Source organism: Sporosarcina saromensis (genome assembly GCF_054901285.1).
In genome coordinates this window covers 3,764,191-3,777,981 of the sequence record NZ_CM142738.1, presented here as the reverse complement: position 1 = coordinate 3,777,981, position 13,791 = coordinate 3,764,191, and the positions used below count along the sequence as shown (strand labels likewise).

The following is a 13,791-nucleotide window of genomic DNA, read 5'->3' as shown; positions in this document are numbered from 1 at the left end:
AGTTATGCGGCGTTTAGAGGTTGTTTGCCGTGTTAGAGAGAGTTATGCGTTGTACTGCCTTTTTATGAGGAGTTCTTTTGGCGCGGGTGGATTTTTAAACGGGGATTTCCGTTCGCGCTTAATGCTTTTGACAAATTAAGGGCTTGTTTGGAGGTATATTGTCGTTGAGTGAGTATGCGGCGACCGCCTGGGTTATACGGTGTTTGAGCGGAATATGCGGCGATTTTCGAATTTATGCGGGTGGATATTTGAGGAGAGATTTCTATTCGCGCTTAATGCTTTTGACAAATTAATGGGTTTGTACAGAGGGGTATTGTCGTTGAGTGAGTATGCGGCGAATGCCTGGATTATGCTGCGTTTGCCGGGAATATGCGGCGATTGAGACAAGTATGCGGAGTTTGAGCTGAATATGCCCCGTTTTCTGGATTTATGCCGCGTAATGCTTTTTTATGAGGAGTTCTTTTGGCGCGGGTGGATACTTGAGGGTGTATTTCCATTCGCGCTTAATGCTTTTTACAAATTAAGGGTTTTTTTAGAGATATTGTAGTTGCGAGTGAATTTACGTGGGAGTACCTATAGATTATGCTTATTTTGAAAGAAGATGAGCCGATTTCATAAGGCATGCTGCGACGACCCACGTACTAATGGATGGAGAACAGTGCGTGGGTTCGCAGTATCGATGGGGTAAGTCTACCCGCATGGAGTATAACCGGTTTACGTTCTATAAAATGCTCCGTCTTTTTCTAATGTAGGAAGGGGGGAGCTTTTTATGATGATTAATGGAAACAAAATTTTTAGGGTGTTCCCAATCACAGAAACACCTAATACGACCTGCAAATGCTGCGTATTGTGCTAAAGGACATTTTCTTCTAGGAAACATCAAACGGGAAAAAACTTCACAACGCCAAATGGGTTCTTAACTCATTTTGAATTGCTTCCAGCTCCTCTACATCTGCAATATAGTACCAAATCCCATTCATTGTCTTACCTGTTCCTTGTTCGAAAAACAATTGATCAATCGTTCCGACAGCGCTCTTGTAATTCTTCTGCACATCCATTATTTCGTCAAAATCCATATTCGTTCGTACATTTTTGCCGACAGCGTTGAAGATCGACCGATAATGTAACAGACTGTTGAGGGATGCACCTTCTCGTAAAATCGCTTGGACGACGAGTTTTTGACGGTCTTGGCGTCCAAAATCTCCACGGGGGTCTTCATAGCGCATGCGAATATACGTTAATGCTTCTTCGCCATTCAATGAAATTTGGCCTTTCTTAAATATTGAGCCGCTCGATTTAAATTCCAGCGGGTTTTCTATTGTAATTCCTCCAACGGCATCTACAATCTCTTTAAAACTGTCCATATTAACTTGAACCGTATAATCAATAGGAATATCGAGTAGTTGTTCGACAGTACGTAAGGACATATCAATTCCACCGAAAGCGTACGCGTGGTTAATTTTATCTGAAAAGCCTTTGCCGACAATTTCTGTATACGTATCACGGGGTATACTGAGCATCTTTGTGGATTGGGTCGTTGGATTCACCGTCAACACAATGATGGTATCTGAACGGCCTTTGTCCCCTTCGCGCTCATCGACACCTAGTAGTAGAACGGAAAAAGGTTCTTGTTTTTGAATAGATACCGGTTCCTCTCGTTTTTCCGATACAGTTCGATCAAGTGGTTCATGTATTACTTTCACTGTGTCAGTGAATTTCATATACACGGATATCCCGAAGATAATAATACCGACAAAGAATAATCCCAAGATCGCGACTATCCACTGCCACTTTTTAAACTTGCGTTTTTTCATAATTAAACCTCCATATACAATAGGTGGAGAAGCAAAGGTAGGTGACTCTAAAGATAGAGTGAACGAATCCATACTACAGAAATTAGTTCCAACACTCTAAATAGTATATCGATAAAAACGATTATAGGCAAAATTCCAATATAGGATGCTTAGTAGTGGCTGCTTTGTGAATATGCGGGAGGATTGGTAATTGGGGAACGGTAAAGAAACGTATAGATCTGTTCTAACTGTTGCATCCGAACGGTATACGCTGAGATCATATCTATGTACATACTGTTGGCACATTTACTACTTAATGGTCGAATTAGCATTACTTTGTGCCATCACCTATCATTAATTATTAGGCATTGTATACTAGGGGTATGCAGAATAGCACAAATATTCCATAGTAAGGCAATTGAGAGAGGGGACATGAACTATATGAAAAACTTGAAGGTCAATTCGCCCACCCTTTGATTTTAGGATTAATCAGCAGAAGAACTCAATAGATGTTTACAGTCGATATGTAAATAATTCTAATGTTGTTAAAGAAATTGAGGTAAGCTAGGATCAGTATTGGAGAATAAAGAGGGAGGATAAACAGATGAAAAACAACAAAGTATTCCTAATGGCTTTAGCCGCAACAGTCGCAACTCCAGCAGTTGTTGCACCGATTACTATTGAGGCAGCTACCACTTCCTTTAAGGACATTTCATCAACTCACCCGTATAAAGCGAAAATTGATGCGCTTGTTCAAAAGGGTGTAATTGCAGGTTATACAGATGGCACTTTCCGTCCAACTGAAAAGGTGAATAGAGGTCAATTTGCCTTGTTTATTTCTCGTGCATTGGACTTGCCAATGCCTTCAAATCCACAATCTTTTAGAGACGTTGGTAAAACATCAGCAGTCTATGAAGGAGTAGTGAAAGCCCAAGCGGCCGGAATCATTCAAGGCTACACAGATGGTCGTTTCCGCGCAGGTGATTTAATCACACGTGGCGATATGGCAATCATGTTGGATCGTGCTTTGCAGTACAAAGGCTCTTATACGAATAAGGCTAAATTGAGTTATTCAGACAAAGGCTCTATTGGAGTTACGGCTTACTCTGCAGTTGAACGCTTAGCGTACTACGGAATTGTATCTCCACTAAGCGGTACAACGAAGTTTGCTCCACAAACAACAGGTGACCGTATTGGTACGGTTCTATCAATCTATGAATTGATGGATACGAAGAAATTACTTGTTGGAACAGATTCATACCCTGCGGGAGACATTCGTAATTATTCGGTTGCAGAAATTGAAGCGATTATAGGTAAGCAAGAATTTATTAGAAGAAACCCTGATAAAAATGGTGAGATTGAGTTTATTAATGTTGCTGAAGACATGGTTAAAAGTTTTGAAAGCAAATGGGATGGCCATCCTGCTTTAAATTATAATCCGCAAGAGTATTATAATCGTTATTACATTTTACCTTTCAATTCTTCCTTTGCGTTTTATTCAGAAGCATATCCGAAATATGAATTAGTCACAATTAATGGCGTTCCTTTTAATCAAACTAAATACTTTGAACCTTTTAAAAACCCGATGTTCATTACAGATGAAATCATCTTTAATCAAATTCCAAATCCTCCAACGGAGAGTGGAAAGTTTTTAATTGATTTGCCTTCAATGAATCGTGATCTTGTTACCTACCATAATGGAAGAGTAGATGTAGAGCGGATGGCAACATTAGTAAAGAAAACGTCTAATAACGACTATTTGGTAGATGTAAAGTCACTTTTCAAAGACACGAATCTAGTATTTGTTTCAAATGATGGTTTAAAAATTTAACATAGCGGTAAAACGTTAAAACTTCAATTGGGCACCAATCACGCGACGCTTGATGGTCAACCTGTCACTCTTAAAGACAAAGTTGTATCTGAAAACGGCGTGGTGTTAACTCCGTTCAAAGCAATTTCGGATCAATTAGGAATTTATTGGAGACAAATGGATTTTGCGAAACGCTTTGAATTAGCAAACTATCCTTTGGAGAAAGACGCTTTAGGCTGGGAGGAGTGATGATGGACAATGAAAAAAGAAAGATATAGAAAGCCCTTTATTGTCTTTCTTGTTTTATTAATGTTTTTTACAATGGTTCCTCCTATTCCATTTCTTGCTTTTTGTATTGGGTGCCTGTGCAAGGTTGAATTTAGTCAATACACTACAATTGCATATGCATACATAAAAATGTTGTATTTGATCTATTTGTAATTTTTTTTGCATAACCACTCAAATTGCTTGAGTTAACATGAATGTTTCTAGCACAGGCACCGTCACATAAATACTGAGTGAATAGTCAATCACCTTATGGTAGTCTAATAACTACCTAGAAGGGAGAATCTCGTATGTACAAATTATATTGCCGCAGTTTCCAGCAAGTGATGAAAGTATCGGCAGCTTTTTTGCCGTGGCGGGTTCCGGAGCTAATCACTGGGGAAAATAGTGTCGCACAGTTGCCGGGTTTGATTACAAAAAGAGGGGTTGCTTCGGTACTCATCATTACGGACAAGGGCATCGTGGCAGCTGGTCTCATCGATGGATTGCTTGAAGGATTGGACCGCGAAAAAGTGCGGTACATCGTATATGACAAGACGACGCCGAATCCGACAATCGACCAGATTGAGGAGGCGTTGCAGTTGTATCATGAGAAGGACTGTAGTGGTGTCATCGCGTTCGGCGGGGGCTCGCCGATGGATTGTGCGAAAGGGGTAGGTGCCCGCGTAGCCAGGCCGACGAAGTGCATTTCGGCAATGCGAGGCATTTTAAAAGTGCGAAAGAACATACCGCCACTTTTTGCCGTCCCGACGACCGCGGGGACAGGTAGTGAAGCGACACTTGCATGCGTCGTTTCCAACCACCAAACGCATGAGAAATACGCACTGATGGATCCCGCACTCATCCCGCACGTGGCGGTGCTCGATCCGTTACTGACCGTCAATCTGCCTAACCATCTAACCGCAACGACAGGAATGGACGCACTCACCCACGCGGTTGAGGCATATATCGGCAAGAGCACGACGAAGCAGACGAGGCAGTGGAGCATTGAAGCGGTAAAACTCATTTTCGATAATTTGTACGAAGCTTATTCAAACGGTGGAAATGTGCGAGCGCGAGACGATATGCAAAAAGCCGCGTACTTGGCCGGCATGGCGTTCACCCGTGCATACGTCGGTAACGTACATGCAATCGCGCACACGCTTAGCGGATTTTACAATGTCCCGCACGGCCTTGCAAACGCGGTGATTTTACCGCATGTCCTCGAATATTACGGAGAAGCTGTCCACGAATCTTTGGCAACGCTAGCCGAAGCTGCCGGCGTTTCAAAAGTGTCGGACACAACCGAACAAAAAGCGCAGGCATTCATCCAAGCCATTAAGACGTTGAATGAAAAAATGGACACTCCGTCAACTGTCGGCTGCATCGTTGAGCGAGATATTCCTCTCATGGTTAAGCGAGCGCTCCAAGAAGCCAATCCACTCTATCCCGTTCCGAAGATTTTTGGAAAGAAGGAGATGGAGGCGATCATTCGGCGGATTGGTGGATAGGAGGCTTTTTAATTTGAGAGGTTATGCGGCGATTGCCAGGATTATGCGGCGATTTTCGAAGTTATGCGGCGATTGAGACAAGTATGCGGCGTTTGAGCTGAATATGCCCCGTTTTCTGGATTTATGCCGCGTACTGCCTTTTTATGAGGAGTTCTTTTTACGCGGGTGGTTTTTAAACGGGGATTTCCATTCGCGCTTAATGCTTTTTACAAATTAATGGGTTTGTATAGAGGGGTATTGACATTGCGTGGTTATGCGGCGATTGCCGGGAATATGCGGCGATTTTCGAAGTTATGCGGCGATTGAGACAAGTATGCGGCGTATGAGCCGAATATGCCCCGTTTTCTGGATTTATGCCGCGTAGTGCTTTTTTATGAGGAGTTCTTTTGGCGCGGGTGGATTATTAAACAGGAATTACCATTCGCGCTTAATGCTTTTGACAAATTAATGGGATTGTTTAGAGGGGTATTAACATTGCGTGGTTATGCGGCGTTTGCCGGAAATATGCGGCGATTTTCGAAGTTATGCGGCGATTGAGACAAGTATGCGGCGTTTGAGCCGAATATGCCCCGTTTTCTGGATTTATGCCGCGTACTGCTTTTTTATGAGGAGTTCTTTTGGCGCGGGTGGATTATTAAACAGGAATTACCATTCGCGCTTAATGCTTTTGACAAATTAATGGGTTTGTTTAGAGGGGTATTAACATTGCGTGGTTATGCGGCGTTTGCGGCAAGTATGCGGCGTAACTTTGAATTATGCTTTGTTTTGAGAGGTTATGCCCTGTTTTCTGAGGTAATGCGGCGTTTGGAGGGTGTTTGCCGCGATTGAGAAATATATGCCGCGAATTTCGGGGGATGCAGCGTTTGCGGAGATGATGCATGGAAATTGGCTTATCGAAAATGCTGGCCGTAATACTCATCTTGTAAAATACAAAATATTCATGTTAAAGTTAATGGAAAATAAGGGCAGAAGGGAGTTGTGCGTCGTATGGACTTTAACCGAATGGATGAACGCTTCTTGAGGTACTCCAGAATAAGTTTCACGGCACTTCTGTCAGTAATGATCGGGATTGTCTATTTGTCTCCTTCTGTCTATTCAAGTGACGCGCCGTCCAAAGATGCTTATTACGTGTCGGTCAATGGGAATGACGATAATCCGGGTACGTTCGAGGAGCCTTGGCGTACGATTCAGAAGGCGGCGGATACGCTCGTTGCGGGTGAGGCGGTATTTGTGCGGGGAGGCGTTTACGAAGAGTTCGTTCGGATTCATCGGTCGGGTTCTGCGAAGGACGGTTATATTACTTTTCAAGCGTATCCAGGAGAGCAGCCGATCCTTGAAGGGAAGAACTTGACACCGACAAGTCGCAACCAATCCCAATTTTTTATTCACAAAGCGAGTTATGTAGTAATTGAAGGGTTTGAAATACGCGGACTCACGTCGGACAGCCCGCACGATTATTTGGCGGGTTTGAAGGTGAGTGGGGGCGGATCGCATATTGTTATTACGAATAATGATATCCATAGCATTTCGAATTTGGCGACGAAGGGAAATGCCCATGGCCTACTCGTCTACGGCGATTCATTGACACCGATTTCGTCTATTACGATAACTGGAAATGAGATTCATCATTTAACTTCCGGGTCGAGTGAATCCTTAACGCTTGACGGAAATGTGAAAGACTTTGTCATTTCCTTTAACCACGTACATCATAACAACAACATTGGCATTGATATTATCGGCCATTATCAAACGTGTTCAGCTCCTTGTGTGGACCAGGCGCGAAACGGTATTGTTGCCCATAATCTCGTTCATCATATAGACACTTCACAGAATCCTGCCTATGGCAATACAGGCGTGCGTGCTGCTGCCGGTATTTACATCGATGGGGGAACAAATGTCATTGTCGAAAATAACGAAGTGTACAACAGTAATTTTGGCATCGAACTGGCGAGTGAAATTCCAGGAAAAGACACAAGCCATGTGACAGTGCGCAATAACTATTTGCACCATAACGATGGCGCAGGGGTGATTATGGGCGGGTCAAGTTCCACGAATGGCGGGGCTCGTCAGAATCACGTCGTTAACAATACGCTCTATATGAACGATACGATGCAACAAGGATATGCAGAAATTACGTTGCAGAATTACAATGTGGACAATGCATTCTTGAACAACATCATTTATACGTTCCCAAACAAGCGCTTTATTAAAATGAGTGGAACGAATGGCAAAGGGAATTTGATTGACTATAACGTTTATTATCGGTCTGATGGAGTGGACGGGAAAAGTTGGCGGTACAACGGGATTCGTTATCAAACATGGATTGCTTTTAAAAATGCGACTGGTTTTGATCAACATTCTCTTTTCGCAGATCCACTGTTTATGGAAATAGACCGATATGGACCTTACTTGTCTGCTCAATCGCCTGCGGTCAACCGTGGTTCGCTGGATGTGATCGGATCGATGCGAAATGATTTTTACAACAAGCCACGGGTTGAGGGTGAGCGGATTGATATTGGAGCCGCTGAATATCGTGAGGGTGACATTCCGAACAAATCCGTATACGCCCCAAGCAATCCGCCGACTGGACAAGGGGAGCCGTGGCCGGATGAACTACAACCAGAACAAGGGAAATCGTCAAAGGATGAAATAGGAGCCAAGCTAGTGGACGTAACGATTGATGGAATCGGTAATGATTGGTCATCCTTCCCTGCTCTTCATACAAGTGAATCGAATGTAAGAAGTCTTAAAGCGTTTAGGACGTTGGATACGTTGTATGTACTTGTGGAAGGTCATCGGATCACGGAGAAAGGCCAGTTGTTCATCGATATTGGTAACGGAGTAAAAGCGTTCGAAGCGCCGTACTGGTCTTCTAATCAATTAAGTTTCCTAATCGAAAATGGAACGCTTTATCAATACAACGGCACGGGTGGTACAAACTGGAATTGGTCGAAAGTGACAACTTATCGGAAGACGAACCGCTATGCCGTCAGTGCAACGGCAGTGGAATATGCGATCCCGCTAGCGGATTTAATCGGTGTCCACCAAACCGTTTCAATTGGTTATGTGTGGAACGATTCACCGGGCGATAAACTACCGATGACAAGTAAGATGGTCACGATTGACGTGAACAAGACTACAACTGAATAAGGTAGGAAGACTAGGATAAAAAATGCAGAAGGCCAATTCGCCAACTGCATTTTTTATTTTCATGAGTGGAGTGCAGAGGGGCAGTCTATTTTAGCACTTTGTCCTAGCGACTTTTATTTTGTCATCTAGCATATTTAACACGCGCCGAAAGTATGATAATAGATAGATAATATACTAATTGTATAGTGAAAATTCCAATGTAAGAGTTTTTTAAGAATCCATTAGTATAATGGTCTATACTACTTTTTACATTTACTGACTCACTTAATTAAATGAAAGCTCTTTTATAGATGACTACTGTCTCAGCAGTTTGTGAGTTGAAAAGGAAGGTGAGATACAAGTGAAGGTTTTAATTACAGGTGGCTATGGCTTTATCGGCTCGCACGTGGCAGAACGTTTTCACCAAGAAGGCTATGAAGTAATCATTATTGATAACTTGACGACAGGCAAGAAAGAGAACATTACGATTAAGCACAAAAGTTATCAATTATCCATTGAAGATCCGAAATGTGTAGAAGTGTTCAAGTCGCACAAAATTGAAGTGGTTGTGCATTTGGCTGCACAAGTAAGTGTTGCCAATTCGGTTTCAAATCCAATCGCGGATGCTGGATCTAATATCGTTGGACTTGTCAATATCTTGAATCTTGCTACTACATATGGTGTTAAGAAATTTATCTATGCGTCATCTGCGGCTGTGTACGGTATCCAAAAGGAACTTCCGATTACAGAAGAGATGGAATGTGCACCCATTTCCCCGTACGGGATGAGCAAACTGAGTGGTGAAATGTATTGTGAAAAATGGGAGCGACTATATGGTCTGCAAACGCTCGGTTTTCGTTTCTCGAATGTTTATGGACCACGTCAGGACGCGATAGGTGAAGGTGGCGTCATTTCAATTTTCACAAACCGATTATTGACGGAGCAACCGCTTATACTCCATGGAGACGGTGACCAGACGCGGGATTTCATCTATGTTGAAGATGTTGCTTTTGCAATTTATCGGGGAGCGAATAGCCCGCAAACAGGCATTTATAACTTGTCGGTCAATGAACAAACGTCCGTCAATCGGATTATCGAAGTGCTCAACGAAATCCAGCCAGTTTCTGAAATCGTTCATAAGGAGAAAAGGGCTGGGGATATTGAGCATTCCGTGCTGGATAATCGAAAAGTAATGCGAGATTTAGATTGGTCGCCGTTATATACAATTGAAGAAGGTCTTGCGAAAACAGTAGCCCATTTTAAAAAAGAGTCGAAAAAACCGGTGAAAGCTGAAAAACGTGCGCCTTCACCAGCCCTCGTAAAGGCGAGGAAAATCCTTTCAAAAGCGATTCCTACGTTGGAAACGCTCGTTGCTTTCAGTCTAATTACATGGCTGACGTTCATTTACCCAAGTAGTGGTAGTGGCGTGATCGATTTGAAATTGTTCTTTATTACCATCATCGGGATAATGCACGGTAGTCGTCAAGCAATGCTTGCTGTCGTCCTGTCAACGGCTTTGTTCACCTACCAGAAACTCGAAGGTGGGCGTGATGTCATTTCACTGACGTATGACACGGACTTCTTCTTTCAGTTGGCGATTTACTTATTTGTCGGACTTGTCATCGGTTATACGATTGAGCGGAAAAAAACGATTATCAAACAGCAAGCGTACGAGTTGGATGAGATGAACAACCGCTATGTTTTTCTCGACCGTATTTATACGGATGTGCGGGACGTAAAAGATGAATTGCAGACGCGCATTTTAAATGCAGGGGATAGCTACGGGAAGATTTATGCCGCCACAAAAGAATTGGAAAGTTTAGAACCTGAACATGTCTTCAATTCCGCGGTTAGTGTCGTGAAATCAATTATGCATGTGAAAAAAGTAAAAATCTATGTTGTGAATAAACCGCAAACGTACTTACGCCTAATGGCCAGTTCGGGATATGACGCGAGTGGATTAGCGAAATCGTTGAAGGTTGCTGAGCATGCCTATTTGAATGAAGTCATTAACACTGGAGCGATTTATCGGAATGAGCATTTGCGGGAGGATGTGCCGTTAATGGTTGCGCCGCTCTTCCATAACGAGAAAGTGACCGCAATCATCGCAATTGACGATTTGTCATTTGAAAGCTTTTCGATGTATCACCAAAACTTGTTTAAAATTACGACGGACTTGATCTCATCTGCGTTGAACAAAGCATTTACACATATTTCAGCAACCGAATCACAACGTTACTATGAGGATTCCATCATTTTAAAACCTGAAGTATTCAGCGATATCGTTACCTCTAAGAAAAAGATGTATGAAGACTATGGCGTACCTTATCTGTTATTGAATACTGAGTGCTTTGACCTTTCTACGAGTGCTACTGCCGAATACTTATCGACAAAGTTAAGAGAGACGGATTACCTTGGAATGGATTATGCAGGAAATTTGCTCATTCTCTTAACGAATACGAGTAAGGATGATGAAGAGAAAATTGTCAACCGACTGGCACACGATTCCATTATTCTCACAGCAACAGAGGAGTGAACGAGATGTTTTGGTTAATCTATAGCATTTACGTACTACTATCTTTCTTGCTGATTGTTGTATTGTATCGGAAGTCTTGGCAAGACCGACTTCTAAAAGCGGTCAGTATTGCCGCGCTTCCTGGTATTGGATGGCTGTTGCCGATATTTTGGTCCAAACGATTGATCGGTGAGGGCAAGGAAGACTTTGAAGAATTCATTACACGACAAGCGGAAGAGCATCAAGTGAAGAGGATTGGCATTTATCAGCATATCGAGCGCCAACAAGAACTTGATGTCATTCCAATTGAAGATGCACTTCTAGTCAGTGAGCACAAAACACGAAGACGCGTGCTCATTGATATGTTGAAACAAGATGCTGTCAATTATTTGGAGATTTTACAGAGCGCAATTAGCAATGAAGACAAAGAGACTTCATACTACGCAGTGAGCGCAATTATGGAAGCAAAGAGGAAACTACAACTTGCTTTGCAAGATTTCTCGGTGAAATTTGAGAAGGATCCGACAGATTTGCTCTTTGTGAAAACGTATGCGGAAGTATTGCATGACTATATGAGAAGCGGGTTTTTAGACGAACGGACATTGCTGAAATATCGCTATATATATCGTGCGGTATTAAAACAGTGGCTGCTATTGGAACGGCACCATGAATGGGCGTATCAAGAAAGTGTCGATCTCGAATTGGCACTTGGATCTTATGTAGACGCTGAACGGATCGCTCATGCTTATATGGAGGCGGTACCGGACAGTGAGAAAGCGTATGTAACGATGATGAAGGTCCATTATGAAACCCGTTCAATTCAACGGCTGCACGAAACGTTGGAAAGGTTGAAGAATTCACCCATTAAATTATCTAGCGAAGCGCTTACGATGGTGAGGTTTTGGTCAGAAGGAGCGTAACAATGAAGAGAGATGTGAAGTTACAAAAGAAAGTATACATCATACTACTGTTTGTTCTGCTGTTGGCAGGTGTGTCGCAATTAACACGTTCTAAACTCGTGTTGACTTCTACTGTAAATGAGCAGACACATGAACAATATCAAGCAATAAAAGAAGATTATTTGGCGATGAATTTGGAGCAATCTCTGTCGGCATCTACGCATCAGGATTATTGCTTGGCGTATGACAGCGAGGATGAATTGAGCGTTCGTATTAAAGACAATACCGAGCGTGTACTCGGTTATATGCAACAGCCTTATACAACAATCGATTTGGATGCAACCAGTCTTCAAGTACAGAACTGTCAAGCCGTCTTGCTGACAGCTTCTGTTGATAGTGTGGAGTATGAAATTCCCGCCATTTTGGACTTCATCGAAAATGGGGGGTATCTGTTTTGGATGCGCTCCGATAACCCTTCTGATGCGTTTATTAACATCCACCGTAAATTAGGCATCGTAAATTTTGAATACTTACAAGGCAAGTATGGCATTACGCTTACTTCTAACGTTTTAATCAATCAAGCAGGCGCTCGCTACGAAGGGGACTTCATATACAATGATGTGCTCCCTGTAGAGTTGGATGAAGAAGTAGAATTGTTAGCAACGACGGCCGATCAAAACCCGCTCATGTGGAGAAAACAATTTGGCGAAGGCGCTTTCATGGTGTTCAACGGGAGCAATCTTTCTGGCAAGGACGCAAGAGGACTTATCGCTGGCGGCATCAGCCTCCTTGCGCCCGATTACATCTATCCGATTTTTAATACGAAATTATTCTACATCGATGATTTTCCTGCACCCATTCCTCAAGGGATTGACGCCTTGATTTATCAAGAATATAAAATGGATATTCCGACTTTTTTCCATGATATATGGTGGCCGCAAATGCTTAAAGCGGCAAGCAACTTCAACGTGAAGTATACTGCGGTAGCCATTCAAACATATGGGGATCAAGTCAAACAGCCTTTTACGAGTTTAGGTGATGAGGAATTGCATAATGTGATCCGATATGGACGGGAAGTGCTGAAGAGTGGTGGTGAAATAGGGGTCCATGGATACAATCATCAGTCGCTCCAGATGAATCAAGAAATAGCTGATTATTTTGGTTATAAGCGATGGGAAACGATTGAAGATATGGAAGTGTCCATTGAAACCATGTTGAATTATCTCGAGCAGGCATTTCCGCGTTACAGCATGATGTCCTATGTACCGCCTTCCAATGTGCTTGACAGTGAAGGAAGAAAAGCATTAGTTAATGCTTGGCCAAATCTTGCAGTCATCGCTTCTTTGTATATGCCTGACCAATTTAACCGCTCCTATGTTCAAGAGTTTGAGATGGGGGAAGATGGCGTACTCGATATGCCGCGTACTACATCGGGGTATTTTGACACGGATTACAACAGATGGGTGGAAGCGAATGCGATTTCTTCAATCGGTGTGTTTTCCCACTTCATTCATCCGGATGATTTGTTGGATGAAGAACGAGGGCGCCGACAAACGTGGAAAAGTCTATATGAAGACTTTGAAGAGTTGTTAACGCGGTTGCATACGACCTACCCGTGGTTGCGCAGCCTTACGTCTTCAGAAGCGGCGATTAGTGTAGCTGATCAATTGCAAAGCGGGATGGTTGTTTCAAAAGAAGGAAACACGCTTCAGGTAACGACTGCGACAACTTTGGATGAACATTATTTCATCTTACGTACGGATAAAAAAATCGGGAACATGCAACATTGTACAATACAAAAAATCGATAAGGGCGTTTTTCTAGTAAAAGCGACAAGTAATGATTTTTCTATGGAACTGGGTAGGTGACA

Annotated in this window: 7 protein-coding genes and 1 pseudogene; 7 read left to right on the top strand and 1 reads right to left on the bottom strand. The window is 42.7% G+C overall.

Translation table 11 applies throughout. From position 1 onward, the window contains the following. Positions 1–896: 896 nt before the first annotated feature. The gene (locus ACVHUV_RS18870; protein ID WP_462085664.1) at positions 897–1,814 is read right to left on the bottom strand and encodes an LCP family glycopolymer transferase; all 918 of its coding nucleotides are present in this window, start codon (positions 1,812–1,814) and stop codon (positions 897–899) included. Between the two features lie 583 nt (positions 1,815–2,397). Here ACVHUV_RS18870 and ACVHUV_RS18865 point away from each other — a divergent pair. From ACVHUV_RS18865 to ACVHUV_RS18835, 7 genes and pseudogenes are all read left to right on the top strand, one after another. Beyond that, positions 2,398–3,624 (top strand): S-layer homology domain-containing protein, encoded by a 1,227-nt coding sequence (locus ACVHUV_RS18865; RefSeq protein WP_462085663.1) that lies wholly within the window; start codon positions 2,398–2,400, stop codon positions 3,622–3,624. A 15-nt stretch (positions 3,625–3,639) separates the two neighbouring features. Continuing rightward, positions 3,640–3,852 (top strand): annotated as a pseudogene (locus tag ACVHUV_RS18860) (stalk domain-containing protein); the annotation flags it as partial. 326 nt (positions 3,853–4,178) lie between these two features. Next, complete coding sequence (locus ACVHUV_RS18855; RefSeq protein ID WP_462085662.1) at positions 4,179–5,378, top strand: iron-containing alcohol dehydrogenase; 1,200 nt, start codon at positions 4,179–4,181, stop codon at positions 5,376–5,378. Positions 5,379–6,365: 987 nt separating this feature from the next. After that, positions 6,366–8,528, top strand: coding sequence for a right-handed parallel beta-helix repeat-containing protein (locus ACVHUV_RS18850; RefSeq protein ID WP_462085661.1), 2,163 nt, complete (start codon positions 6,366–6,368; stop codon positions 8,526–8,528). A 340-nt stretch (positions 8,529–8,868) separates the two neighbouring features. Continuing rightward, entirely contained in the window at positions 8,869–11,043 is a 2,175-nt protein-coding gene (locus tag ACVHUV_RS18845; protein ID WP_462085660.1) for an NAD-dependent epimerase/dehydratase family protein, read from the top strand. A 5-nt stretch (positions 11,044–11,048) separates the two neighbouring features. Then, entirely contained in the window at positions 11,049–11,942 is an 894-nt protein-coding gene (locus ACVHUV_RS18840) for a hypothetical protein (RefSeq protein ID WP_462085659.1), read from the top strand. A 2-nt stretch (positions 11,943–11,944) separates the two neighbouring features. After that, the gene (locus ACVHUV_RS18835) at positions 11,945–13,789 is read left to right on the top strand and encodes a DUF2194 domain-containing protein (protein ID WP_462085658.1); all 1,845 of its coding nucleotides are present in this window, start codon (positions 11,945–11,947) and stop codon (positions 13,787–13,789) included. Positions 13,790–13,791 lie beyond the last annotated feature (2 nt).

Bases quoted from the DNA above. Each gene is read 5' to 3' on its own strand.
- ACVHUV_RS18835 (WP_462085658.1), top strand. From the start codon at position 11,945: ATGAAGAGAGATGTGAAGTTACAAAAGAAAGTATACATCATACTACTG.
- ACVHUV_RS18850 (WP_462085661.1), top strand. From the start codon at position 6,366: ATGGACTTTAACCGAATGGATGAACGCTTCTTGAGGTACTCCAGAATA.
- ACVHUV_RS18840 (WP_462085659.1), top strand. From the start codon at position 11,049: ATGTTTTGGTTAATCTATAGCATTTACGTACTACTATCTTTCTTGCTG.
- ACVHUV_RS18870 (WP_462085664.1), bottom strand. From the start codon at position 1,814: ATGAAAAAACGCAAGTTTAAAAAGTGGCAGTGGATAGTCGCGATCTTG.
- ACVHUV_RS18855 (WP_462085662.1), top strand. From the start codon at position 4,179: ATGTACAAATTATATTGCCGCAGTTTCCAGCAAGTGATGAAAGTATCG.
- ACVHUV_RS18865 (WP_462085663.1), top strand. From the start codon at position 2,398: ATGAAAAACAACAAAGTATTCCTAATGGCTTTAGCCGCAACAGTCGCA.